The following is a 25,403-nucleotide window of genomic DNA, read 5'->3' on the forward strand; positions in this document are numbered from 1 at the left end:
TGTCGCCGTAGCCGGTCGCGGTGAGCGAGACCGTCGCGTAGTAGAGGCAGTCGACCAGGCTCACTTCCCTTGGTGGCCCCGTTGGCGTCGCGGTAGCCGCCTCGGTCCAGGTAGACGATGACCACGGTGACCGCCAGCGCCAGCAGTGCGAACACCAGGCGGCGGGTGACGGTCCGGATCGGGCTGCCGCCGGTTGCCGGCACCCGCACCACGCTGATTTTTGCATGGCCCGGACGGTCCGCGAGGCCGTCGACACTGCTGCTCATGCTGCCGCAGGGTAACGGGCCGCCGACGCGGTGATCACCTCCCCCGGATAGGTAACTTTTCAACCGATCATGAGCCGATAGTGGTAACTTCCCCACCACATCGCGTTCGACCAGCTAGGACCCGTTCTGCCCCGCCGCGAAGGGACCCAACGTGGCACCCTCGGTCCATGACATCCCCCCGTCCGGCGCTCGCGTTGTCCGCCCTGTTGGCGGTCGCGGGCGTGAGCCACTTCGCCCATCCGAAGCCCTACGACCGGATCGTGCCGACGGTCCTGCCGGGCCGGGCCCGGACGTGGACGCACATCTCCGGCGTCGCCGAGCTGGCGGTGGCCGCCGCGATCGTCACGCCGCGCACCCGCCGACTGGGCGGGCTGGCCGCGGCCGTCCTGTTCGCGGCCGTCTTCCCGGCCAACGTCAAGATGGCCCTGGACGCCCGTGGCCGGTCCAGGGGCGAGAGGTTGGCCACCCTCACCCGCCTTCCGCTGCAGGTTCCGTTGGTGATCTGGGCGCTGCGGGTGAGCCGTTCGGCACCCTGAGCCGTATGTTTCCTGCAATTGGCTATCTGCAAGGCTCTGTCGCCGCGGCGACCCTGACCATAGGATGATCGCGTGCAGTCGCGAACCCAGCACGCTGTGTCCGCCCTCGGCTGGCGGGGCACGGTGATCTCGGATGTGGCCGTGCTCGGTCAACGGGTGTCGGCGGTGGTTCGGCTGCGCGCGGACGTGCACCGCTGGCGCACCGAGAACGGCTGGCCGCCCGCGCCCGACCCGTCCTGGTTCCACTCCTGGTTCGAGCCGGCGTTCCACGACGTGGTGCCGGTCTCGGCCGTGGAGCTCGTCGGCATCCTGGTGACGGAGTCCACCGTGGAGCAGGCCCTGGAGGCGTGCGGCACGCTGATGACCCTCGCCCCGTGTGCCGTGCTCGTGCCCGAGAGCAGCGACTACGACCCGTGGCCGCTGATCGAGCTCGACTACTACGGCGTCGGCCTCGTCCGCGCCGGCGACGACGGGCCGGCCCGCCTTGAGGTGGCGCCGGAGGACCGGGCCAGCGAGTTCGGCCCCTCGCCCTTCAGCCGCTGGCTGCTGGAGGTCCTGTACGCCCACGTCACCGCGCCCGGGGCGATGCTGCTCCAGCACTGGGACGGCGCCGAGCAGCTGCCGTGACTCGACACATGGCTGCCTGAGAGCGGGACTCGCGGTTCAGGCTCTGGGCACTGTGCTGAGCAGGAGCTTCAAGCCGTCGGCGTCCAGCAGGTCGGCGGGGCTCAGCGTGTGGTCGTGTCGCACGTAGTGGAAGGCCGCCCGCACCTTGTCCACCGGCGCGTTCTGCAGGGCCGCCCACGCCAGGCGGTAGGCCGCCAGCTGCACCGAGAGCGCCGGCAGCTTGTCCTCCGTCGGCACCGCCCCGGTCTTCCAGTCCACCACCGTCCAGCCCCCGTCCGGGTCGGCGTAGACCGCGTCCATCCGCCCCCGGACCGCGACGCCGTCCACCTCCGTCTCGAACGCCACCTCGACATCCGCCGGCACCCGGTCCGCCCACTGGCTGGACAGGAACGCCTCCCTCAGCCGCGCCAGGTCGGCATCCGTCTCCTGCCCGATGACGTCGTCCGCCGCCCCGGGCAGCTCGTCCAGGTCGAACAGCCGGTTGGACTTGAACCGCTGCTCCAACCAGGAGTGAAAGGCCGTTCCCCGCCGGGCCAGCGGATTCGGCGGAAACGGCAGCGGCCTGCGCAACCTCCGGGCCAGCGCGTCCGGGTCCTCCGCCAGCTCCACCAGCTGGCTCACCGTCAGCTGATCCGGCAACGCCACCAGCTCCCGCCGGCTCCTCGCCGCTTCCCGCTCCGCGAGGAGCACGTCCACGTCGGCCGCCCAGCCTTCGGGGTCTTCAGTGTCGAGCGGGACTTCTTCCTCCCACCAATCCTCTTCCTCGGGCGGCGGGATCTCCTCGTCCCACGGTTCAGCCGAGTGTTCCTGCACGGGTGGGATTTCCTCGTCCGCAAGGCTTTCCGTATGCGGGGCCTTCGCCGCTTCCCGCTCGGCGTCGGCCAGGTCGGCGAGCGCCGCGAGGACCATCGTGGCGCCCTCGGCGACGGCCTCACGCCGTGACGCCAACGGATCCACGGGCCAGCGGGCGGTCCGAACGTCGGCGACCAGCGGGTTGCTCTCGTCCTCGGCCGGGGCGGGGGCCCACTCGTCGACCATGCCGGGCGGGCGGTCGCCGGTGCTGAGGACGGCGTGCACCTCGTCGAGGAAATCCGAAGGGCCACGGGGCTTTTCGCCGGTCTCGCCCCACCAGTGCCCGGACACGAGCAGCACTCGCTCCGACCGGGTCAGGGCCACATAACACAGGCGCCGCTCCTCGACCAGGCGCCGTTCCTCGAACTCCTCGTTGTGGATGGCGATGGCCTCCTCGACCTCCTTGCGGTTGGAGGCGCCGGCGAGGTTGAGGCGGGGCAGGTCCTGGCTGTCGCCGCGGAGGTCGGCGGGCAGCTCGGTGACGTTCTTGAGCCACGAGGACGACTTGCGCGGGCCGGGGAAGACGTTGCGGACCACATGCGGCACAACGACGATCTCCCACTCCAGCCCCTTGGCGGCGTGCATGGTGAGGATCTGCACGCGGTCCTCGGCCACCTCGACCTCGCCGGGTTCGAGGCCGTCCTCGGCGTTCTCGGCCGTGCGCAGGTAGTCCAGCAGGGACGGCAAGGTGGCGGACGGGCTGGCCGAGGCGTAGTCGGCGACGACATCGGCGAAGGCGTCGAGGTGGGCCCGGCCGACGCGGCCGGGTCGGGCGGTCGCCTCGATGTCGAGCAGCAGCGTGCGTTCCACGTCGGCGACGAGGTCGGGCAGCGGCTGGTCCTGCCGGCGGCGCAGCATCGACAACTCGTTGCCGAGACGGCGGATCCGCTTGTAGCCGGCCTCCGAGTAGCGCTCGGGTTCGCCGGGATCGTCGATGGCGTCGACCAGTCCGGCCTGTTCGGCGTGCTCGCCCGGCAGCGAGTCGGTGATCGCGGCCAACGGGTCGTCACCGCTGCTCGGACGCTGCCGCCCGGCCAGTTCCCCGGCACGCTTCCACAACGCCGCGATGTCCGCCGCGCCGAGGCGCCAACGCGAACCCGACAGCAGCCGGGCGGCGGCCGTGCCGGCGAGGGGTTCGATGAGCACGCGCAGGGCGCTGACCAGGTCGCGCACCTCGGGTTCGTCGAGCAGACCGCCGAGACCGACGACCTCCACCGGCAATCCACGCTCACGCAGGGCGTGAGCGATGGCGCCCATGTCGGCACGGCGGCGCACCAGAACGGCGGCGGTCGGCGGGGCCGGTGGCGTCGTACTGCGTCTCCCACCGCGCGGCGAGCTCGTCGGCCAGCCAGGTGACCTCGGAGCGCACGTCCGGCAGCAGCGCACAGTGCACGTCACCCGGCTTGGCCCCGGGCCGGGCCCGCAACTCGTCGACGTCGAGGCCCGCGGCACGCAGCGGCCCGGACAGCGCGTTGGCCACGGCCAGCACCTCGGGCGGGTTGCGAAGCTGGTCAGCAGCCCGTACTTCGGCGCGGGCCGTTTTTCGGCCACAAGAGAATCTAGCGGGAAGTCGGTGGTGAACCGGGGCAGGTTGGCCGCGCTGGCCCCGCGCCAGCCGTAGATCGCTTGTGCGGGATCGCCAACGGCCGTGACCGGCATCGGGTCGCCCATGCCGAACAACGACCGCAGCAGCACGCGCTGGGCATGGCCGGTGTCCTGGTACTCATCCAGCAGCACCGCCCCGTACCGCTCGCGCTCGCCGGCCGCGACCTCGGGAAAACCGCTGGCCAGCTGGGCCGCGAGCGCCATCTGGTCGGCGAAGTCGAGCGCCGCCTCCTTGCGTTTGCGCAGTTGGTACGCCTCCAGCAGCGGCAGCATCGCGACCCGGAACCGCTGCGCCGTGATGATCTCCCGCAGCGCCGTGGGCATCTCCGCCCGCTGCCGCGGCCCCTTCGGCGCCGACTCGATGATCCGCTGCATCCACTCCGCGTGCCGCAGGATCTTGTCCGGCTCGACCAGGTGCTCAGCCAGCTCACCGGCCAGCGACAGCAGGTAGCCGGTGATCGTCGCCGGCACCTTGTCCGTGTCCAGGTCCTCGGTCCACGTCGCCACCACCCGGTGCGCGAGCTGCCACGACGCCGTGCCGGTCAGCAGGCGGGCACCGGGCTCCACCGGCAGCCGCAGTCCGTGTTCGCCGACCAGCCGACCCGCGTAGGCGTGATAGGTGAGGACGGTCGGCTCCGTCGCCAGCACCAGCGCCCGCCTGTCGCCGCCGGGGTCAAGCTCATCCAGCAGGCCCGACCCGGCCAGCCGCCTCAGCCGAGCCCTGATTCGCTCGCCGAGCTGCCTCGCCGCCTTGCGGGTGAAGGTCAGCCCAAGCACCCGATCCGGCGTGACCAGGCCATTTGCCACCAGCCACACCACGCGGGCGGCCATCGTCTCGGTCTTGCCCGCGCCCGCCCCGGCGACCACCAGCGCCGGCTGCGCCGACGCCGCCACCACCGCCGCCTGCTCATCCGTCGGCGCTGGCAGCCCGAGCGCGGCCGCCACCTCCTGCGGGCTGACCAGTTGCACGGACACCACGCTAGGTCGTCGCACCTCAGCGACCGAAACAGACCCGCCGTACGGCCGATCGGCACAACCGGGGACCAAGAGCCACCGGCCGTGCGGCCGATCGGCGCAGCGTTGTCCGCCGTCGACAATGAAGAAGTTTCACATTGGTCCGGTCGCGTCTATCTGGGTCACGCGGATTTCACCAGACTGAGCTCATGCCGACCGTGCGCATCCTCCTGGCCGCCGCGGTTGCCGCGGCCACCGTGGCCGCCCCCGCGGCCAGTGCCAGCCCTGCAACGCCGCACGTCACCGCCCTGAAGGATGTGCTCCTCGTGGGCAACAGCCAGACGGGGTCGGTGAGCTTCATCGACGAAAACGGTTTCACCAACCTGGGCAGCTTCAGCGTCATCCCCGACCTGCAGCAGCGCATCAACGAGATGGACCCGATCCAACGCATCGGGTACGAGACGGTGAAGGGCATCGAGGGCGGCGACCGGTTCGTCGACGACGCGACCCTGACCCCCGACGGCCGCCGGCTCATCGTCTCCCGCGGCAACCTCGACGACGTCGCCGCCTTCGACCTGGCGACCAAACAGGAGCTGTGGCACACGCGGCTGGACGGCTTCCACGCCGACCACGCCGCACTGTCCCCCGACGGCACCCGCTTCGTGGTGTCGGCCACCACGGCCAACAAGGCGCAGTTCATCGACACGGCCACCGGCCACATCGTCAACTCCGCCCCCACCGGCAACTACCCGCACCAGAACGACTACTCGGCCGACGGCAAGTACGTCTACAACTCCAGCATCGGCAACGTCTCGCTGCCGCAGTCGCTGGAGTGGGCCAAGGGCGCGTTCCAGCTCACCAAGATCGACGCCTCGACCATGCAGGTGGTCAAGACCTGGTCGTTCCCACACGGCATCCGGCCCAACCTGGTCGCGCCGGACGGCAACACCTTCTACGCGCAGCTGTCCTACCTCAACGGCTTCGTGAAGTACGACCTGAACGCCGGCAAGATCGTGGCCACGGTCAACCAGCCGCTCAGCGACCACGCCAAGTCGCTCAAGCCGGACGACTACCCGAAGAACTCGGCCCACCACGGCCTGGCCCTGTCCGGCGACGGCCGCACGCTGTGCGACGTCGGCACCATCGACGACTACGTGGCCCTGGTGAACACCGACGGCCTGGTGGACAAGGCCTTCGTCAACTACCCGACCAACAGCCTGCCCTACTGGGGCCAGACCAGCACCGACGGCAACTACTGCTACGTGTCGCTGAGCCAGGCCAACGCGGTGTCGGTCGTCGACTACCGCACCGGGACCGAGGTCGCCCGGGTGCCGGTCGGCACGTTCCCCCAGCGCGAGCGGGTGTCCAAGGTCGACCCGGGTGTGCTCGGATCGTTGTCTTGAGGCCGGTCATGACCACTGAGGAAACGGCCGGGCGCGCGACTCTGCGCCGCATCATGGAGCAGATGCGCGCCGACCCGGACGTGCTCGACGGCGTCGTCACCGAGGTGCGAGCACAGTCTCATACTGTGACGGTACGGTCAAGAGCTGGAGTACACAGATGCCCCCGTTCATCGATTTGGTACTCCCCTCAGTGTATCTTTTGACGACCGTAGAATGCACGCTCTGCGAACTTATCGTGACCATCAGTCTCAAACTTTCTTTGTTCACCGCGTGGAGAAATCATCCGAAATATCTGTTTACCGATAACCACACCATTGTTGTTCAGTTCTTGAGGTGTATTGACTAAGGTGCGCGTAGGCCGACAGAGCAGCGGGGGGAACGCAAATAGCCTTCATAAGCAAGTGACAGCCTTCATCGACTCCACCGGACTGGGCGTGGAGGCCGCCGACCGGCTCGCCACCGACCGGGCTCTGCAGGGCGTGCCGCTCTCGGCGCTGCTCGCCGGCTTCCAGACCGGGCGCGCGCACGTGCTGCGCGAGCTCGGCGGCCGCCTGCGCCAGCACGAGATGCTGGCCGACGACTTCGTGTCGGCCCTGCTCGAGCTCGACGGCTACGCCAACAAGCTGCAGAACCGGCTCGTGGAGGCCTACCGCGAGACCGAGCTGCGGCTGGCCCGCACCGCCCAGGCGGCCCGGGTCCAGGCCCTTCGCGAGTTGCTCAAGGGCGGGCCGGTGACCGGCGTGGTCAACACCGGCCTCGCCGAGGACCGGCACTACCAGGTGGTCCTGGCCGACGTGAGCGACCCACGTCAGGCCCGCCGCGCGGAAGCGGTGCTGGCGGAGACGTTCTGCGTCACCGTGGACGGTCTCGTGTGCGGCGTCGCCGTGCAGCTGCCGGATCTGTCGCCGGTGGCCGACGTGCTGGCCGTGGTGACGCCCCCGGTGCTGCCCAAGGACTTCGGCGCGGTGTACCAGGCGTGCCGGGCGGCCTTGCAGACCGGCCGCTGCCGTGGCCTCGCGGGAGCCGTGCGACTCACCGAGCTGGCCGTCGACCTGGTCACCGACGGCTTCCCGGCCATGGGCCGCATGCTCGCCGACGACCTGCTGGCCGGTCTCGCCGGCACCGACGAGTTCCACCGGCTGCTGGCCTCGACCGCGCTGACCTACCTCGACCACGGCGGCCGGGTGGACGCCACGGCGCTGGCCCTGCACGTGCACCCCAACACCGTGAAGCACCGCCTGCGGCGGCTGGGCGAGCTGACGGGTTTCAGCCCACCCGAGGGCTCGCTGGCCGAGGCGCTGCGCTGGCGCTGGGCCGTGGACACCTGGATCCGGTCGACCGGGGCCTGGGCGGCCTCGGAGACGGCATCGCCGCCACAGTCCTCACGGCGCAACGGTTCCCACCTGAGCGCCACCTCCTCTCATTCGCCCACCTGACGACCGGACTCGTGCAGCGGGCAGGACGTCCGGGCCGGGCAGCGCGGACAGTCCGGGCTCTCGGTCGCGGTGTACTCGGGCCCGACACAGGAGGACGCCGCCTCCTGCACCGTGGCCAGCCACACCTTGGACGAGTCCGGGTCCAGCGGCGCCTGGACCCGTTCCGCCGCACCGGTCTTCTTGTCCTCCTTGGACACGTAGAGGAGCCGGGCCCCACCCGGCTCCTCGCTCAGCCCGAGCTCCTCGAACGCCCCCAGCTGGGTGGCCAGCTGATACACCGCCAGCTGGGGGTGCTCCTGGGCGTCGTCCCTGCTGACCGGCTGCTTGCCGGTCTTGATGTCGACGACCACGGGACGGCCCTGCTCGTCGACCTCCAGCCGGTCGACCCGGCCCCGCACCCGCAGCCACGGCCCGTCGGCCTGCCGGGGCACCTGCACCGACAGGTCCCGCTCGACGGCGACCTGGGTGAGCTCGCTGCGGCTGCGTTCGAACCAGGCCATGAACGTGTCGAGCATCTTCTGCACCCGGTTGCGTTCCCGGCGGGAGAACCAGGGTGCGCCGGCGTCGACCGCCGCCCACGCCTGGTCCAGCCGGACCTGGAGTTCGAGCCGCTCGACGCCGCTGGCCGCAGCCTGGGCCAGCGCGTGCACGAGGGTGCCGGTGATGGAGGCGAGCTGGGCCGGGTCCTCGCCGCCGTGCCGCTCCACCATCCAGCGCAGCGGGCACTTGGACAGCACCTCGATCGTCGACGGGGAGACGCTGACCGTCTCCTCGTCCGTCCACAACGGACTATCGGTGGACACCTCGGGCAGCCCGTACCAGGAGCCGGGATGGGGCACCCGGCACCCCGGCTGCCGCCAGCCGGGCCAGCTGGGCGGCCGCCCGGCGGCGGCTGCCGGGCTCCGCTTCGGCGTCGCAGCACAAAAAGGCGCAGCTCGCCCACCAGCTCCGACAACACGAGCCCGCGTGGCGGCGTGAACACCGGGCGGACCGCCGCCTCCGGATCGAAAAAAAAAACCATCCAGCTCGTCGAGGCCCCGTGACGGTTGTTCGTCCTCGCCACGCAAGACGCTGACCAGCAACGTCCGCTTGGCCCGGCTGGCGGCGAATCAACAGCCGGCGTTCCTCGGCCAGCAGCGGCGCGGTGGCCGACACCACGTCACCGGGGATCACGCCGTCCAGCAGGTCTCGCATTCGTTCCACACCAAGCAAAGTGCCGCGCATGCGTAGGTCCGGCCAGACCCCCTCCTGGACGCCGGGCACGGCCACGACCGTCCACTCGCGACCGGCCGCCGCGTGTGCGGTGATCACCGTGACGGCTTCGCCCAGCGGGGCCGTCGGCGCCAGCGAGTCACCGACGATCTGTTGCGCCGTAAGGTAATCCGCGAAACCAGCGACGCTCGCGGCCGGCAGCCGGTCGACGTAGCGGGCGGCCGCGTCGAACAGGCCGACGATGGCGTCCAGGTCGCGGTCGGCCTGCGCGCCGGTCGGGCCGCCGCGAGTAGCCTGCGCGGTCCAGCGCTGTTCGAGGTAGCTGTCCTTCCACAGCTGCCACAGCACCTGTTCCACGCTCGCGCCGGCCTCGATGGCCTTTCGGGCCGTCCGCATCAGGGTGCCGATGCGACGGACCGGGGTGGCCTCGCTGTCCTCCAGCGCGATCAACAGGTCGTTGTCGTTGATCACGTCCACGAGCAGCTCGCCGCTGGAACGATCGCCGCCGGCGGCCAGCTCCAGCCGGCGCAGGCCGCGCCGCAAACGCCGTAGCGCCAACGTGTCCGCGCCGCCGAGCTGCGATTCGAGCAGGTACGCGGCCGTGTCCTGATCGAGCAGGGTCGGGTCGTCCGCGCAGCGGAGCAGCGTCAGAAACTGCCGCACCGCAGGCAGTTGCGCCAGCGGCAGCTCGTCGACCGGCACCGCCAGGGGCACCCCGGCGGCCAGCAGGGCCCGGCGCAGCACGGGCAGCGAGTGCACCGTCGACCGCACCACCACCGCCATCTCCGACCACGGCACCTCGTTCAGGAGGTGCGCCCGGCGGAGCTGGTCGCCGATCCACGTCGCCTCCTGCGCCGCCGAAGCCAGCAGCCGGATCTGCACGCTGCCGCGTTCCTCGTCCTCCCGGGGCAGCAGCTCCCGCTGCGGGCCCGCGCCCGGCAGTCGGGCGTGCAGGCGGCTGATGGCCTTGCGGATCTCCGGCGCCATCCGGTGATCGACCTTCAGCACCTCGACCGGGCCGTCGGCGCGATCGGTCAGCAGCGTCGGATCCGCGCCGCGGAAGGAGAAGATCGCCTGGTCCGGGTCGCCGGCCACGATGAACTCGTGCGCCGCCGCACCCAGCGCCCTGATCAGCGCGAACTGCTGGTGGTCGAGGTGCTGGGCGTCGTCGACGAGCAGATACCGGACCCGCGCCCGCTCGTCGGCCAGCAACTCGGAGTCGAGGTCGAAGGCCAGCAACGCGCTGGAGACCAGCTCCGCCGCGTCGTAGGCCGGGGCGGCCGACTCCTGGGCCTCGCTGCCGGCCAGCAGCGTGACCTGCTCGTACTGGTGCCAGAAGGTGCCGGCCGCGGTCCACTCCGGCACTGCCTGCGTGCGCCCCAGCCGCACCAGGTCCTCCGGCCCTTGGCCACGTTCGGCCGCGCGCAGGATCAGGTCCCGCAGCTCGCCCGCGAAGCCGGGAACGCCCAGCGCCGGCCGCAGGCTGTCCGGCCAGTAGCGGGCGTCCTCCTCGATGTCGCCGAGGAGCAGATCCCGCACCATCGCGTCCTGATCGGGACCGGCCAGCAACCGCGGCGGCGGCAGACCCTCCCTTGTGGACACGAGGCGCAACACCGCGAAGGCGTAGGAGTGCACGGTCCGGACCAGCGGCTCACGGGCCGTACGCGACGGGCCTCGATCCTTGAGCAGGCGGGTGATCTGCGACCGCAGCGCCACCGCCGCCTTCCGGCTGGACGTCAGCACGAGGACGCTGTCCGGATCCACTCCCGTGTTCAGGACGCGATCCGCCGCGACGCCGGCCAGCAGCGTGGTCTTGCCCGTGCCGGGGCCGCCGAGCACCCTCAGCGGCCCGCCGTCGCGATCGATGACCCGACGCGCGGTCGCGTCCCAGCGCGGCCGAGGCGGCGGTTGTGCCGGCCGGCGCACCAGGGCGAGCGGAGTGCTTCTGCGTGCCACGTGACCGATAGAACCACGAGGGTCCGACAATTACATGGCGCCGCCTTCGGCGTCGCGGCTCGGCCGCTCATGACCGGTGCCTTCCCTGGCCGGATTTAACCCGCCGCATCGGCTCGGGTGGGTGCGTTGGGTGGCGGCGGGTGAAATCCGGCGACGGTCCAGGCACCAGCGCGGCCTCGCGACTCCGACGAGCCAGTCGCCGACTCAGCCGATCGTTTCTCCGGCTTGTAGGTAAAGACTTCGTAATGACATACTCAAGGCTAGGCACCTTCCCCACAGTGAGGAGGCGACCCCATGTCCGTCATCACGAAGCCGGCCCTCGGCAGCCCGTGCTGGCTTGAGATCGCCACACCCGACCCCGACGCCACCGCGCGCTTCTACGGCCGACTGTTCGGCTGGGAGTTCGACGGCGCCACCGCCACCCTGTTCGGCGAACCGGTCGCCGGGGTCCGACGGGCCACAGAACCTGCCCTGGGCTGGACGCCGTACCTGGCCACGCCGGACATCGACGCGACCGCCCGGCTGGCCGCCCGCTACGGTGGCCGAATAGCGGATCGCCAGGGCGACAAGGCGATCCTGCTCGACCCGACCGGCACCGCGGTGGGCCTGTGCGAGTGCGGCGACGGCCACCACTTCACCGCCGGCGTGCCCGGCTCGCTCGTGTGGGCCGAGCTCGTCACGTGGCGGGCCACGCTGGCCGACCGGTTCTTCGGCGCGGTCTTCGACTACGGCCAGAAGCAGTTCGGCGACGGCCGCCGCTTCGACCACATGGTCTGGTACGCGGGCGAGGATTCGGTCCTCGCCCGCGTCCGGATGGCGCTGGGCACGCCGGAAGACGTGCCGGCCCGGTGGATCGCGCAGTTCGCGGTCGACCCCGACCTGGGCTTCGAGGCGACGGTCGCGCTGGCCCGGCGGCTCGGGGCCCGGCTGCGGTTCAAGCCGTACCGGTCGGCGCTCGGGCGGGTCGCCGTGCTGGCCGACCCGCTCGGCACCCGGTTCGCGGTGATCGACCCGGACGACATCGACGAGTCCGAGTACGGCTCACTGGCCGACGACCCGTACGACGACTAACCCTTGAAACCGGCGAACACCTTGGCGAAGTCGAACGCCTTCTGCGGCACATTGGTGCACTGGAACAGCGCGCCGTCGCAGGCGTTGGCGTCGCGGCTCTGCTCCCAGTAACCGAGGTAACCGACGTGCTGCTGGTTGGCGAAGTTCACCACGGCCTTGGCGTTGGCCAGGCTGAACACCTCGGTCTGGGTGTCGTTGACGCCGAGCATGGGCGTGATGCCGAGCATCTTGAACGCCTGTGCGTCGGACAGCCCGGTGAAGATGGTCTTGAGCTGCTTCTCCGTGCTCTGGGCGGACTGGATGACCCGCGCGCCCATGTCCTTCTCGGCGGTGCCGAAGTCCATCGCCATGATGTTGACGACGTCCATCGCCACGCCGGCGGCCTTGGCCGACTTGACGACGCCCAGGCCGTCGGCGGTGAGGCCGGTGGGCAGCACCGGCAGCGTCAGCGAGACCTTCACTCCCGGATTCTGCTTCTGCACCAGGGCAAGCGCCTTGGACCGGCGGTCGATCGAGGCCTTGTCGGCCACCGCCGCGCCCTCGACGTCCATGTCGATGTGGGTGAGCTTGTACTCCTTGACCACCGAGGAGTACTGCGCCGCCAACTGGTTCACGTCCGTGCAGGCCTGGGCGAGTTCGGTGCCGGTGGCGCCGCCGAAGGACACCTTCACGTCACCGCCCGCGGCCCGGACCTTGTTGATCTGGTCGAGGCCGAAGCCGTCGGAGATGGCGTGGGCGTTGAACCAGCTGGCCTTGCAGCCGCTCGCGGTGACGAACGCGAGGCTGAACGACTTGATGCCGCCGGCGCTGGCGAACTGGGACAGCTTGTCCGCGGACAGGCCCATGTCCACGTACGGGGCCACGGTGATCGCCGAGGTCGCGGCCGGGCGCGCGATCTTGTTGTTCGAGGCGGCGTTGGCGTCGTTCGAGCTGGCGCCGAACATCGTCGCCATGCCGATCGTGACAGCCGCCGCCATCACACCGCCGACCATCAGCGCCTTGCGGCGGGCAGGGGGAATGGTCATCGGGGTCCTCCAGAGACAGTGAAACCGGGTCGAAAATTGGTACGCACCAATTTCCGACCCGGTTCACCGAGGGCCTCACCCTGCAGGGTTGGGTGAGTCGACCCGGGATCAGCCGGCGTACCCGGCGAAGATCTTGGAGAACTGGTACGCCGACTGCGGCACGTTGGTGCAGCGGTAGAGCGCGCCGGTGCAGGCGTTGGCGTCCCGGCCGACCTCCCAGAACGACAGCATGCCCAGGTGCACCGACTTGGCGAAGTTGACGACCTTGGTGGCGTCGGCGGTGTAGAAGATCTCGTTCTGCGAGTCGTTCACGCCCAGCATCGGCGTGAGGCCGACCTTCTTCCACGCCGCAGCGTCGGACAGGCCGTACAGCGACTTGAGCTGAGCCTGCGTCGCCTTCGCCGCCGAGACGGCGCGATCGCCCTGGTTGGCCGAGCCCATGTAGTAGTCCATGGCCATGATGTTGACCATGTCGAGGTTGACGCCGGCCGACTTGGCCGCCTTGACGACGTTGAGGCCGTTGGTGTCCAGGCCGGACGGCAGCACCGGCAGGGTCAGCGAGATCTTGATGCCGGGGTTGGCCGACTGCACCTGGGCCAGCGCCTGCGAGCGGCGGGTGATCGAGGTCGGGTCGGCCACGGCCGCGCCCTCGATGTCGAAGTCGACGTACTTCAGGCCGTACGCCTTGATCACGGCGTTGTACTCGGCGGCCAGCGAGCTGACGCTGGTGCAGGCCTGGGCCAGCTCGATGCCGCTGGCGCCGCCGAAGGACACCTTCACGTCACCGCCGGCCGACCGGATCTTGGCGATTTCGCCGCTCTGCCAGGCGGCTCGCGGGTCGTAGGCGTTGAACCAGCTGGCCTTGCAGCCGGCCGAGGTGACGAAGCCGAGCGTGAAACCCTTGAGGTTGCCGGACTTCGCCATCGTGGACAGGACGGGCGTCGGCCACTCGCCCATGTCGACGTACGGCGCGACCGGAATGGGCGAGCCGGCGGCCTGCGGGGCCGCCGGTGACGCGGATGCGGCCGTGGCGGCGACAGGCGCAACGAAAGCGCCCATGAGTGCGATCGCGGCGACGGTCAGGGAACGCAGGCGCATAACGGACCTCCAGGAGCGGGCAGGGACCACGCGGCGGTCGGAGAGAGCGTTCTCAATTGGTATAGACCAGATTGGCCATGCGACGCCATCGGCGGTTCGGACGAACGCGACGAGGGCCGATCGGCCTAGGAAACGACTCTGAATCGATCCTGATCGTCTACCTTATTGACGGTTTCAACTGGTCTAGTCCAGTGTGGGAGGAGCTTCACCGAAGTGACCTGACTCACCCTGCGGAGGACGTCGATGAAGCTGACCCGACGCGGCCTGGCGGCCCTGCTCACCGCCGGCCTCGTGGGCACTGGGGCCCTGACCACCGCGGTCGCCGACGCGGCACCGGCCGCAGTCAACCCGGTGACCGCGTCGCCGTACATCTATCTCGGCGCGGGCTGGCAGCCCAACGTCGCCTCGACGATGTCGGCCACCGGCCTGAAGGCGTTCACCATCGCCTTCGTGCTGTCCAACGGCGGATGCACGCCGGTGTTCGACGGCGGCTCGTCCGCCGCGTCGAACACGATCAACGCGGTCCGCAAGGCCGGCGGCGACGTGATCGTCTCCTTCGGCGGCTGGGGCGGCAACAAGCTCGGCGAGCACTGCTCAAGCGTGTCCGCGCTGGCCGGCGCCTACCAGAAGGTGATCACGCAGTACTCGTTGAAGGCCATCGACATCGACATCGAGGCCACCGAGATGAGCACCCACTCGGTGCAGGACCGGGTGCTCGGCGCGCTGAAGACCGTCAAGGCCGACAACCCGGGCCTCAAGGTCGTGGTGACCATGGGCACCACGACGTCCGGCCCGGACGCCGACGGCCAGCGGCTGATCCAGCAGGGCAAGGCGCTGGGCGCGAACGTGGACGTGTGGTCGATCATGCCGTTCGACTTCAGCAGCGGCGGCGACATGTGGGCGCACACCAAGTCCGCGGCCGAGGGACTGAAGGGCCGGCTCAAGAGCGCCTTCGGCTGGACGGACGCGCAGGCGTACACGCACATGGGCATCTCGTCGATGAACGGCAAGACCGACAACGCCGGCGAGACCGTGACGGTGGGCAACTTCACCAGCATCCTGTCGTACGCCCAGACCAACCACCTGGCCCGGCTGACCTACTGGTCGGCCAACCGGGACCGCGCCTGCGGCTCCGGCGGCGACGGGGACACCTGCTCGGGTGTTTCCCAGAACGCCAACGATTTCAGCAAGGTGATCGGCAAGTTCACCGGCTGACCACGAGTTGCGGGGCCCCCGCCGAGCTGGCGGCGGATCGGCGGTGGCCCCGCATCCCTCCTTTATCGGTGGGATGAAAGTGCCTGGCACCGCATAATCCGCCCATGACACTTCACGTCCACGAGTTCGGGCCTGCCGACGGCAGGCCCGTCGTGTTTCTGCACGGGTTGACCGGGCACGGCGGCCGATGGCGGCTGCTGGCCGAGCGCGAGCTCGCCGATTTCCGCGTGCTGGCACCGGATCTGCGGGGTCACGGTTATTCGACGCAGCTGCCGCCGTGGACGTTGGACCAGAATGCCGACGACGTGCTGGACATGTTGGACAGCCTCGGGCTGGACCGAGTGCCGCTCGTCGGGCATTCGTACGGCGGCGCGACGGCGATGCACGTGACCGCTCGGGCACCCGAAAGGATCGAGAAGCTGGCGCTGCTGGATCCGTCGACCGGGCTCGCGCCGCAGCGGTGCTTCGACATCGCCGTCGAGGAGTGCGAACCCGAGCTGTGGCCGTCGCTGGACGCCGCGCGGGCCGATATCGCCGAGATGTGGTCGGCGATGCCGGTCGAGGCGATCGACCTGGAGCTGTCGGCCAATTTCGAACAGCGGCTGGACGGTCAGTGGCAGCGGCGGTACCTGCCGGCGATGGCTGTGTCGGCGTGGAGCCAGATGTCCCGGCAGCCGGTGCTGCCGCCACGAGGTACACGAACGCTCCTGCTACCCGCGACCAAAGCGGATTTCGTGGCGCCGGAACTCGTGGCCGCGCTGCGGGACCGGCTCGGCGCCGACCTCACCGTGCGCGAGGTGGACAGCGGTCACGTGCTGTATCTGGAGCAGCCTGCGGAAGTCGGTGCGCTGCTGCGTGAGTTCCTCTGCCAGGCTTGACCGATGGATGCCGAGATCCTCGACCCGGTGCTCGTCGAACAGGTGCGGGCGGTGATCGCCCGGATTCCCGCCGGGCGGGTCGCCACCTACGGCGATGTCGCCGACATCTCCCGGGCGCCGTCCGCCCGGCTGGTCGGTCGGGTGCTGCAGAACGGGCACGACCTGCCGTGGCAGCGGGTGTTGCGCGCCAACGGAACCTGCGCCCCGCACCTGGCCGACGAGCAGCTCAGCCTGCTCGAAGCCGAGGGCGTCCCGTCCGTTGCGGGCCGGGTGGACCTGCGGAAGTACCGTTGGGAAGAGGCGGTGCCCGAGCCGCCGGACGAGCCGCAGTTGGGATTGTTCTGATGTATGTGCCCCAGCATTTCGCCGCCACCGAGGACGATGTCCGCTCGTTGCTGGCCAATCCCGGCGCGGGCGAGCTGGTCACCTCGACCGCCGACGGCCTCGTCGCCACCCTGCTGCCGTTCGTCCACGACCCTTCGCGCCACGCGTTGCTCGGCCACGTCGCCCGCAACAACGACCAGTGGCAGCGGCCCGCCCTCGGCGAGGCCTTGGTCATCGTGCGCGGTCCCGACGCCCACATCTCCCCCGCCTGGTACGCCAGTAAAGCCGAGCATGGCCGGGTCGTGCCGACCTGGAACTACATCACCGCCCACGTGTACGGCACCCTCACCGTGCACGACAGTCCCGAGTGGGTCGAGAATGTCGTGCGGCGGTTGACTTCCGTGCACGAGCCCAAGTGGTCCGTCGACGACGCCCCGCCGGCCTTCGTCGCCGGGCAGCTACGGGCCATCGTCGGCGTCGAGGTGACGATCTGCCGTGTGGAGGCCAAGCTCAAGCTCAGCCAGAACCGCCCGGCCGCCGACATCGATGGAGTTGTTGCGGGGCTTAGGGAACGCGGCGACGAGGCCATGGCCGAGACAGTCCAGCGACATCGCCCGCCGAACTGAGCAGGCCCTTTGAGCAGTGCAACCTGGCAGTCCCGGTGGGCCGGTTTTGAGCCGCCCCCGAATCAATCCAAGCAGATCAACATGAGAATGTCGGCCGGGCAAGGGCCGGCGACCTTCGCCCGAGCAGCCTTCCCAGCTTCATGTGGTTGGATTGAAACGGGGGCTGCTCAGAACGGTCTTGTGCCACATGCGCTTCTCACTTGGCACCAGAACGCAAGTGGGAAGCGCATGTGAAGAAAGAGACGCCACCGCTCCGCGCCCACACCACGCGAGAAACGCCACCGTCACATGCGCTTCCCACTTGGCACCAGGACGCAAACGGGAAGCGCATGTGAAGAAAAGGTCCGTCAGAGGGCGGTGTCGGCGTCGCTGCGGTGGGCCAGGTGCTGGGGCTGGACGGTGGCGAGGCGGCCGGCGCGGAAGTCGTCCATGGCCTGGTGGATCTCCTCTTTGGTGTTCATCACGAACGGCCCGTAGCGGGCCACCGGCTCGCGAAGGGGACGACCGCCGAGGATGAGGACGTCCATGGCGTTGGCGGCGGAGGAGGGCTGGGAGTCGGCGGCACGAACCGTGAGGGCCTCGCCGTAGCCGAAGTCGGCCAGCTGGCCCTCGTCGAGGGGGCGGGCCTCGCGGCCGACGGCGCCACGGCCGGACAGGACGTAGACCATGGCGTTGAAGTTGGTGGGCCAGCGCAGGTCGAGCTGGGCCCCGGCGGCGAGGGTGGCGTGCAGGTAGATGATCGGGGTGTAGGTGTCGCCGGGGCCCTGGTGCCCGTCGAGGTCGCCTGCGATGACACGAACCAGCGCCCCGCCGTCGGTGGACGCGACCAGGGCGGCATCTCGTGCACCGATGTCCTGGTAGCGGGGTGGGGTCCACTTGGCGGAGCGGGGCAGGTTGACCCAGAGCTGCACGCCGTGGAACAGCCCGCCCTTGGCGATGAGCTCCTGCGACGGCAGCTCGCTGTGCAGCACGCCGGCGCCGGCAGTCATCCACTGGGTGGCGCCGTCGGTGATGACGCCGCCGCCACCGGTGGAGTCCTCGTGCTCGAAGACGCCGTCGATCATGTAGGTGACGGTCTCGAAGCCCCGGTGCGGATGCCACGGCGCGCCCTTGGCCTCGCCGGGCCCGTACTCGACGGCGCCCATGTGGTCGAGCAGCAGGAACGGGTCGGCCAAGGGCATGTCGGCGCTGGGGAACGGCCGGCGGACCTGGAAGCCCTCGCCCTCGAGGAACTTGCCGGCGGTGACGACCTTGAGCACGGGCCGCCACTCGATGGCGGCGGCGGGCAGCTCGGGCAGCCGCGGCAGGGTCAGGGTGTCGGCGGTGACGGCAGGCATGGTGGGCCTCCTCGACGAGGGTCTGGCTACTGTCCCACCAACATGGTTGAGAGGTCAACTATTCCGGCGGCCAGGGCGCGGCGGACCACCAGCTCGACCAGCCGGGGGTGCGCGCCGATGGGCTCGGACACCAGGTCGGCTCCCATATCGGCCAGGCGCTGGTGGAAGAGACCGGGGGCAAGCAGCCAAGAGGCGATGGCGACCGGACGGCGAGAGCAGGCATCGGCCGCCGAGAACAGACAGGGGTCGGCCGAGGGCCGGCCAGAGCCAGCCGCATCGGCCACCGAGGCAGCGGGAAGCAGCGAAGGAGCGGACCAGCCAGGGCCAGGCGAAACCGGAGCGGCACCGGCAGCCGTGACCGCCTCGGACACCGAGGGCTGGGCCGAGGTGATGAAGCCGACCTCGACGGACGACCGGGTCAGCACCGACAAGCGGCGAGCCGCCCGGTGCACGTCGGCCACGGCGCGGGCGTCGGACGAACCGGCGGCGGCGAGCACGACGCCCTGACCGCGCGCCCAGCCACAAGCGACCAGGCGGGAGTACACGGCGTCGAGCACCAGGTCAGAAGGCCCGAGCGCCGGCGTCACGGTGACCGACGAGCAGCCCGATAAAAGCACCTGCTCCGGCACGTCGACCCGGACGTGATAGCCGGCGGCCAAGAACGCGGGCACGACAACGGCGGGCCCGGACACCGAGGACAGCACTTCGGTCAGAGAAGGCGACCGGACGTCCACATAGGCGACCTCGACCGGAACGGAAGGCAGCCGCCGGCGCACGGCGGCGGCGATCTCCGAGATGACGACGGCGCCGGCCGGATCCTGAGTGCCGTGAGCGGCCAGCACCAACGTCATCAAGCCTCCAGGGCCAACCGGTAACCACGTTTCACCACGGTCTGCACGAGCTTGGGCTGCCCCAGCGCGGTCCGAAGCCGCCCGATGGCGGTCTCCACGGCGTGTTCCTGCACCGGCGTGTTGTCCCGCTGGAGCACGGTCATGAGCCGCTGCCGCGACACGACATGACCGGGCTGCTCGGCCAGGGCCCGCAGCACGGCCATGGGGGCCGGGGCGATGGGCCGCAGATCGCCGTCGACGACCACGGCCTGCCCCCTCATCTGCACGGAGGCGCTCTCGAACTGGATCACCTGCGCCCGCGCGGGCAGCTCGACGGCGATGGTCCGGGCCAGGGCGCCGATCCGGGCCCGCTCGGGGATCACGCACGGCACGTCGTACGGAGTGAACGGGCCGGCGCAGATGGAGCCGACGCAGGCGACGAGAATGTCGCTGCGCAGCGCCGAAACGACGGCTTCGCGCCGGCCGGTGGCCTTGGCCCGGGCCAGGGTCGAGGCGACGGCGGGCGCGCTGGTGAAGGCCAGGGCGTCCACCTGGCGTCCGACGATGGCGTCCAGCAGCCGGTCCAACGGGTTGGTGTCGGGCGGCGCGGTCCACCGGTAGACGGACACCTCGGTCACGTCGGCGCCGGCGTCACGCAGGGCGTTGACGAAGTCGGGCAGCGGCTCGCCGTGCAGCTGCACCACCACCCGCTTCCCGGAAACCCCCTGGTCAAGCAGGTAGTCCAGCAGCTCGGCGTTGCTCTCCGACTCGGGCGCCCACGCCTCGCTCAGCCCGGCGGCCCGCACGGCTCCCCGCACCTTCGGCCCGCGGGCCAGCACCTCGGCCCCTTCGAGGTGCTTGATCAGGTCCTCGCCGAGGCCCCAGCCGTCGGCGGCCTCGATCCACCCGCGGAAGCCGATCGCCGTGGTGACCACGGCGATGTCCACGGGCTTGGACATCAGCTGCTCGGTGCTGATCCGCAGCTGGGCGTCGTCCAGCAGCGGCACGATCCGGATGGCCGGGGCGTGCTGGATGGACGCGCCGCGCCGCACCAGCAGCGCGGCCAGTTCGTCGGCCCGTCTCGCGGCGGTGACGCCCACGGTGTAACCGGCGAGCGGGTCGACGTCAGTCACGGTGAGCCCACCCGGACGTATCCGTCCCACACCTCGACGGGGTAGCTGGTGACGGCCACCGAGGCGTCGTCGACGCAGCGGCCGGTGGCCAGCTCGAACGCCTGCTTGTAGACGGGCGAGACGACGACCGGCACGCCGCCGCGGTCGCCGACGATGCCCCGGGAGAGCACGGCGGCGGAGCTGAACGGGTCATGGTTGGACAATACGTGTAGCCCGTCCTCGGTGCGGAACACCGCGACCTGCTCGCCGTCCGGCAGCAGCGCGGCCACGCCCCGCCCGGGCAGCAGCTGCTCGAAGCGGCACACGGTGGTCCAAGTGCGTTCCTGTACGGCGGTCATCGCGCCATCACCTCCGGAATACCCAGCTGAACGGGGACGCGCTGGCCGCGCTCCTCGCGGAAGGAAATCGACGGGTCGGGCACGCCGGGCGCGTTCACGAACGAGCTGAACCGCGCCAGCTTGACCGGGTCCTCCAACACGCCGCGCCACTCGTCCGCGTAGTCGCGCACGTGGGCGGCCATGGCCTTCTCCAGCTCGGCGGCGATGCCGAGGCTGTCTTCGACGATCACGTCCCGCAGGTGGTCGAGGCCGCCCTCCATGGCCTCGATCCACGCCGAGGTGCGCTGCAGCCGGTCCGCGGTGCGGACGTAGAACATCACGAACCGGTCGATGGTCCTGATCAGGGTCTCGGTGTCCACATCGGACACGAGCAGGTCGGCGTGCCGGGGCGTGAAGCCGCCGTTGCCGCCGACGTAGAGGTTCCAGCCCTGCTCGGTGGCGATCACACCGAAGTCCTTGCTCCTGGCCTCGGCGCATTCCCTTGCGCAGCCGGACACACCGGCCTTGAGCTTGTGCGGCGAGCGCAGCCCGCGGTAGCGCAACTCCAGCTCGATTGCCAGCCCCACGGAATCCTGCACGCCGTAACGGCACCACGTGCTGCCGACGCAGGACTTGACCGTACGCAGGGCCTTTCCGTACGCGTGGCCCGACTCGAAGCCGGCGTCGACCAAGCGCCGCCAGATCAGCGGCAGCTGGTCCACGGTCGCGCCGAACAGGTCGATGCGCTGGCCGCCGGTGATCTTCGTGTACAGCCCGAAGTCCTGCGCCACCTCGGCGATCACCATCAGCTTCTGCGGGGTGATCTCGCCGCCGGGGATGCGCGGCACCACCGAGTAGGTGCCGTTGCGCTGGAGGTTGGCCAGGAAGTGGTCGTTGGTGTCCTGCAGCGCCGCCTGCTCGCCCTCCAGCACGTGCCCGCTGTTGAGCGAGGCCAGGATGGACGCCACGACCGGCTTGCACAGGTCGCAGCCGCTGCCGCTGCCGTGCTCGGCCACCAACTGGCTGAAGGTGCGGATGCCGGTGGCGTGGATGATCTCGAACAGCTCGGCCCGGGACTGCGGGAAGTGCTCGCACAGCGCCTTGGACTGCTCGACGCCGCAGCTGGTGAGCAGCTGCTTGAGCGTCGGCACGCAGGATCCGCAGCCGGTGCCGGCCTTCGTGCACACCTTGAGCGACGGGACGTCGGCGCATCCGGTGCCGATGGCGGCAACGATGTCCGCCTTGGTGACGGCGTGGCAGGAGCACACCTGGGCGTCGTCGGGCAGCGCGGTGTTGGCGACACCGGCCGGGGCGATCAGCGAACCGGGGTCGGCCGGCAGCGGGCGGCCGACATAGGCCCGCAGCGTGGCGTACGAGCTGGCGTCGCCGACCAGGACGCCGCCGAGCAGCGTGCCGGCGTCGTCGGAGACGACGATCTTCTTGTACGAGCCGGAAACCGGGTCGTTGTGCACGACTTCGAGGGCGCCCGGCGACACCGCGTGGGCGTCGCCGAAGCTGGCCACGTCGACGCCGAGAAGCTTGAGCTTGGTCGAGGTGTCGGCACCCGGGAACACCTTGGCGCCACCGGAAAGCTGGTCGGCGACCACGTCGGCCATCGCGTAGCCGGGGGCGACCAGGCCGTACACGCGGCCGTCGATGCAGGCGCACTCGCCGATCGCGTAGATCGACTCGTCCGAGGTGCGGCAGGCCGCGTCGACGACGATGCCGCCCCGCTCTCCGACCTCCAGCCCGAAGCGACGGGCGAGATCGTCACGAGGCCGCACACCGGCGGAGAAGACCACTATGTCGGCCGGAAGCTCGCTGCCGTCCGAGAGCACGACCCGATCCTCGCCGACCGAGGCGACCGACACTCCACAGTGGACATCGAGCCCGAGCCGGAGAACCTCCCGACGCAGCAGGGCACCGCCGCCCTCGTCAATCTGCAAGGGCATCAGGCGCGGGGCCAGCTCCACGACTTGCGGGCGAACTCCCATGAGCCGCAAGGCATTCGCGGCTTCCAGCCCGAGCAGGCCGCCGCCGATCACCACGCCGTTCACGCCGCCGTGGGCGCGAATGGCGTCCAGGTCCTCGATCGTGCGGTAGACGTAGCAGTTGGGCAGGTCGTGGCCGGGAACGGGCGGCACGAACGGATACGAGCCGGTGGCCAGCACCAGTGCGTCGTAGTCCGTGACAAAACCCTGCTCGGTGACGACCTTCCGGGCCTCGCGGTCGATCTCGACGACCTTGTCGCCGAGGCGGGTCTCCACGTCCACCGGGGCCAGTGACAGCTTCGAGGCGTCCCAGCCGTCCACGTACGACGACAGCGCCACCCGGTCGTAGGCCGGACGCGGCTCCTCGGCCAGCACGACGATCCGCCAGTCGCCGCCGCGCTCGGTCAGCGTGCGCACGAGGTGGTGTCCCACCATCCCGTTGCCGATCACGACCAGTGTCCGCGTCATGGGGCAATGCTGTGCAAGATCCGTGACCCCGCCGGGTCACCTACGTTGCCTGCGAGTTACGTGGTGCTCCCACCGCAGGTCAGAAACTGGTGCGCGTCAGACCAGATCCAGGATCTGGGTGGTCGCCCGCTCCAGGCCCCGCAGCGACTGCAGCGTCGAGCGCGGGTGCAGGGCGTGCACGGCCAGCCGGAACAGCAGGGCCCGGACCAGCGCCTGCGGCCATTCCGCGAGGTGCGCCCAGCGCTTGAGGATGCCCTGGTCGGCGCCGCCCCAGGCCAGCGCGTCGACCACGATCACCGCCGCCGCCCACTCCGGCGGCCGCCAGAACGGGGAGAAGTCGATCAGCGCCGGCGCCGCCTTGCCGTCGAACAGCACGTTGCCGAACAGGTCGCCGTGCACCACCTGGGACTTCAGCCCGATCGGCACCCGGGAGGCGGTCACCAGCTCGAACAGCCGGCCGCCCTTGTCGCGGTCCAGCTCCACCAGCTCCTCGCCCCACGCGGCGCGGTCGGCGGTGGCGAAGACGTCCTTGCGGGCGTCCAGAAAACGGGGCCGCGGCAGCATGTCCGTCGCGCCGTGCAGGCGCACCGACACCGCGACGACCTCGTCGTGCTTGGGCTCGGCCCGGCCGGACAGGTACCGGGTGGCGGACCAGCCGCCGACGACCCACCGGCCGTCCGACGAGCGACCGGGCGGCCCAGCCGGAGGTTGTCCACGGTCAGCCCGTCCAGCGTCTGCGCCACCCAGGCCGCCTCCGCCGGGTTGGGCGCCGGGCGGATCGCCGCGTCACCGCAGCGCCACACCGGCCCGCCGTCGATCAGTTCCGGCTCGCTGCCCCGAGCGCCGAACGCCGCGCACACGTGTGGCGGGGGAGGCTGCGGGGAGGTCGTCACGAAGCGCGACGCTACCTTGTACAGCGGCCGTTTTGGGGGACCGCCACAGGTGTCTTTGATGCTGTGAAGGGACCTTTCCTGACGTTGAACGTCAGGAAAGGTCCCTTCCACATGACTACTGTCAGTAAGTCGGCAGGCTCGGGTCGACCTCGCGGGCCCAGGCCAACACGCCGCCGCCGACGTGCACGGCGTCTTTGAAACCAGCCTGATGCAGGGCGGCCAACGCCTCCGCGGACCGGGCGCCGGACTTGCAGTGCAGCACCAGCGGCTTGTCCTGCGGCAGCTCGGAGAACGCCTCGCCGGACAGGATCCGGTCCTTGGGGATCAGCACCGAGCCCGGGATCTTGACGATCTCGTACTCGTGCGGCTCCCGCACGTCGACCAGCAGGAAGTCCTCACCCGCGTCGATCTTCTGCTTGAGCTCGAGCGGCGTGATGGTGTGACCGGCGGCGGCGGACCGGGCGTCGTCGGACACGACACCGCAGAACGCCTCGTAGTCGATCAGCTCGGTGATCGGCTTGGTCTCCGGATCCTTGCGGATCTTGATGGTGCGGTAGGTCATCTCCAGCGCGTCGTACACCATCAGGCGGCCGAGCAGCGTCTCACCGATGCCGGTGATCAGCTTGATCGCCTCGGTCACCATGATCGAGCCGATGGACGCGCACAGCACGCCCAGCACGCCGCCCTCCGCGCAGGAGGGGACCATGCCGGGAGGTGGCGGCTCGGGGTAGAGGTCGCGGTAGTTCAGGCCCTGGCCGTTGGGCGCGTCGTCCCAGAAGACGCTGGCCTGGCCCTCGAACCGGAAGATCGAGCCCCACACGTACGGCTTGCCCAGCAGCACCGCGGCGTCGTTGACCAGGTACCTGGTGGCGAAGTTGTCGGTGCCGTCCAGGATCAGGTCGTAGTCCCGGAAGACGTCGAGCGCGTTCTCCGAGTTCAGGTGCGTCTGGTGCAGAATCACCTTGACGAACGGGTTGATCTCGGCGATCGAGTCGCGGGCCGACTCGGCCTTGGGCCGTCCCACGTCGGACTGCCCGTGGATCACCTGGCGCTGCAGGTTGGACTCGTCGACGACGTCGAACTCCACGATGCCGAGCGTGCCGACCCCGGCGGCGGCCAGGTACAGCAGCGCCGGGCTGCCGAGGCCGCCGGCGCCGACGACCAGCACCTTGGCGTTCTTCAGCCGCTTCTGCCCGTCCACCCCGACATCCGGGATGATCAGGTGGCGGCTGTAGCGCTCGACCTCTTGTTTGGTCAGCTCCGCGGCTGGCTCAACGAGCGGCGGAAGCGGCATCTGCTCCTCCTCGACGCAGGGGGAATTCATCCTGCCCCCCCTTCAACGTCCAGCCT

General features: G+C 70.2%; 19 protein-coding genes and 3 pseudogenes. 9 read left to right on the forward strand and 13 right to left on the reverse strand.

What is annotated here, in order from left to right:
* Nucleotides 1–266: pseudogene (locus KUTG_RS61550) on the reverse strand (ion channel); the annotation flags it as partial.
* A gap of 167 nt (nucleotides 267–433) precedes the next feature.
* On the opposite strand from KUTG_RS61550, the gene KUTG_RS21265 reads away from it, so the two are divergent.
* Nucleotides 434–802: a DoxX family protein gene (locus KUTG_RS21265; RefSeq protein WP_043719007.1), complete on the forward strand. Its 369-nt coding sequence runs from the start codon at nucleotides 434–436 to the stop codon at nucleotides 800–802.
* A 72-nt stretch (nucleotides 803–874) separates the two neighbouring features.
* Nucleotides 875–1,429 (forward strand): hypothetical protein, encoded by a 555-nt coding sequence (locus KUTG_RS21270; protein WP_052395164.1) that lies wholly within the window; start codon nucleotides 875–877, stop codon nucleotides 1,427–1,429.
* A 36-nt stretch (nucleotides 1,430–1,465) separates the two neighbouring features.
* On the opposite strand, the pseudogene KUTG_RS21275 reads toward KUTG_RS21270, so the two are convergent.
* Nucleotides 1,466–4,861: pseudogene (locus tag KUTG_RS21275) on the reverse strand (ATP-dependent helicase).
* A gap of 188 nt (nucleotides 4,862–5,049) precedes the next feature.
* Between KUTG_RS21275 and KUTG_RS21280 the strand changes: the two are divergent.
* Both KUTG_RS21280 and KUTG_RS61555 read left to right on the forward strand, forming a co-directional pair.
* Entirely contained in the window at nucleotides 5,050–6,243 is a 1,194-nt protein-coding gene (locus tag KUTG_RS21280) for a YncE family protein (protein WP_043719008.1), read from the forward strand.
* 401 nt (nucleotides 6,244–6,644) lie between these two features.
* Nucleotides 6,645–7,679, forward strand: a complete 1,035-nt coding sequence (locus KUTG_RS61555; protein WP_052395166.1) for a PucR family transcriptional regulator — start codon at nucleotides 6,645–6,647, stop codon at nucleotides 7,677–7,679.
* On the opposite strand, the gene KUTG_RS66385 is transcribed toward KUTG_RS61555, so the two are convergent.
* The gene (locus KUTG_RS66385; protein WP_369794493.1) at nucleotides 7,664–8,518 is read right to left on the reverse strand and encodes a RecB family exonuclease; all 855 of its coding nucleotides are present in this window, start codon (nucleotides 8,516–8,518) and stop codon (nucleotides 7,664–7,666) included. The two genes, KUTG_RS61555 and KUTG_RS66385, sit on opposite strands and share 16 nt — an antisense overlap.
* A complete protein-coding gene (locus tag KUTG_RS21290) occupies nucleotides 8,469–10,847 on the reverse strand; it encodes an ATP-dependent helicase (protein ID WP_369794494.1) in 2,379 nt (792 codons plus the stop codon). The genes KUTG_RS66385 and KUTG_RS21290 overlap by 50 nt, the downstream gene beginning before the upstream one ends.
* Nucleotides 10,848–11,141: 294 nt before the next feature.
* On the opposite strand from KUTG_RS21290, the gene KUTG_RS21295 reads away from it, so the two are divergent.
* On the forward strand, nucleotides 11,142–11,918 hold the full coding sequence (locus tag KUTG_RS21295; RefSeq protein ID WP_052395174.1) for a VOC family protein: 777 nt from the start codon (nucleotides 11,142–11,144) through the stop codon (nucleotides 11,916–11,918).
* On the opposite strand, the gene KUTG_RS21300 is transcribed toward KUTG_RS21295, so the two are convergent.
* Both KUTG_RS21300 and KUTG_RS21305 read right to left on the reverse strand, forming a co-directional pair.
* The gene (locus KUTG_RS21300) at nucleotides 11,915–12,943 is read right to left on the reverse strand and encodes a chitinase (protein WP_043719009.1); all 1,029 of its coding nucleotides are present in this window, start codon (nucleotides 12,941–12,943) and stop codon (nucleotides 11,915–11,917) included. The two genes, KUTG_RS21295 and KUTG_RS21300, sit on opposite strands and share 4 nt — an antisense overlap.
* A 108-nt stretch (nucleotides 12,944–13,051) precedes the next feature.
* Nucleotides 13,052–14,041, reverse strand: coding sequence for a chitinase (locus KUTG_RS21305; RefSeq protein WP_043719010.1), 990 nt, complete (start codon nucleotides 14,039–14,041; stop codon nucleotides 13,052–13,054).
* 243 nt (nucleotides 14,042–14,284) lie between these two features.
* Here KUTG_RS21305 and KUTG_RS21310 point away from each other — a divergent pair, with 243 nt between their 5' ends.
* From KUTG_RS21310 to KUTG_RS21325, 4 genes are all read left to right on the forward strand, one after another.
* Nucleotides 14,285–15,256 (forward strand): chitinase, encoded by a 972-nt coding sequence (locus tag KUTG_RS21310; RefSeq protein WP_043719012.1) that lies wholly within the window; start codon nucleotides 14,285–14,287, stop codon nucleotides 15,254–15,256.
* 104 nt (nucleotides 15,257–15,360) lie between these two features.
* Complete coding sequence (locus KUTG_RS21315) at nucleotides 15,361–16,134, forward strand: alpha/beta fold hydrolase (RefSeq protein WP_043719015.1); 774 nt, start codon at nucleotides 15,361–15,363, stop codon at nucleotides 16,132–16,134.
* 3 nt (nucleotides 16,135–16,137) lie between these two features.
* Entirely contained in the window at nucleotides 16,138–16,479 is a 342-nt protein-coding gene (locus KUTG_RS21320) for an MGMT family protein (protein WP_043719017.1), read from the forward strand.
* Nucleotides 16,479–17,084, forward strand: a complete 606-nt coding sequence (locus tag KUTG_RS21325) for an FMN-binding negative transcriptional regulator (RefSeq protein ID WP_043719019.1) — start codon at nucleotides 16,479–16,481, stop codon at nucleotides 17,082–17,084. The genes KUTG_RS21320 and KUTG_RS21325 overlap by 1 nt, the downstream gene beginning before the upstream one ends.
* A 347-nt stretch (nucleotides 17,085–17,431) precedes the next feature.
* Here the strand turns inward: KUTG_RS21325 and KUTG_RS21330 are convergent, their stop codons facing one another.
* The 7 genes and pseudogenes from KUTG_RS21330 to moeZ form a co-directional block, all read right to left on the reverse strand.
* Complete coding sequence (locus KUTG_RS21330; protein WP_043719021.1) at nucleotides 17,432–18,421, reverse strand: pirin family protein; 990 nt, start codon at nucleotides 18,419–18,421, stop codon at nucleotides 17,432–17,434.
* A 26-nt stretch (nucleotides 18,422–18,447) separates the two neighbouring features.
* Entirely contained in the window at nucleotides 18,448–19,272 is an 825-nt protein-coding gene (locus tag KUTG_RS21335) for a sirohydrochlorin chelatase (protein ID WP_043719023.1), read from the reverse strand.
* The gene (locus KUTG_RS21340; protein ID WP_043719025.1) at nucleotides 19,272–20,384 is read right to left on the reverse strand and encodes a uroporphyrinogen-III synthase; all 1,113 of its coding nucleotides are present in this window, start codon (nucleotides 20,382–20,384) and stop codon (nucleotides 19,272–19,274) included. Before KUTG_RS21340 ends, KUTG_RS21335 begins: the two co-directional genes overlap by 1 nt.
* Nucleotides 20,381–20,722, reverse strand: coding sequence for a nitrite reductase small subunit NirD (nirD, locus tag KUTG_RS21345; RefSeq protein WP_043719028.1), 342 nt, complete (start codon nucleotides 20,720–20,722; stop codon nucleotides 20,381–20,383). Before nirD ends, KUTG_RS21340 begins: the two co-directional genes overlap by 4 nt.
* Complete coding sequence (gene nirB / locus KUTG_RS21350) at nucleotides 20,719–23,160, reverse strand: nitrite reductase large subunit NirB (protein WP_043719030.1); 2,442 nt, start codon at nucleotides 23,158–23,160, stop codon at nucleotides 20,719–20,721. Before nirB ends, nirD begins: the two co-directional genes overlap by 4 nt.
* 96 nt (nucleotides 23,161–23,256) lie before the next feature.
* Nucleotides 23,257–24,020 (reverse strand): annotated as a pseudogene (locus KUTG_RS21355) (TIGR02569 family protein).
* A 154-nt stretch (nucleotides 24,021–24,174) separates the two neighbouring features.
* The gene (gene moeZ, locus KUTG_RS21360) at nucleotides 24,175–25,347 is read right to left on the reverse strand and encodes an adenylyltransferase/sulfurtransferase MoeZ (RefSeq protein WP_043730161.1); all 1,173 of its coding nucleotides are present in this window, start codon (nucleotides 25,345–25,347) and stop codon (nucleotides 24,175–24,177) included.
* Nucleotides 25,348–25,403: the final 56 nt, after the last annotated feature.

This window comes from Kutzneria sp. 744, assembly GCF_000568255.1.
GTDB lineage: Bacteria > Actinomycetota > Actinomycetes > Mycobacteriales > Pseudonocardiaceae > Kutzneria.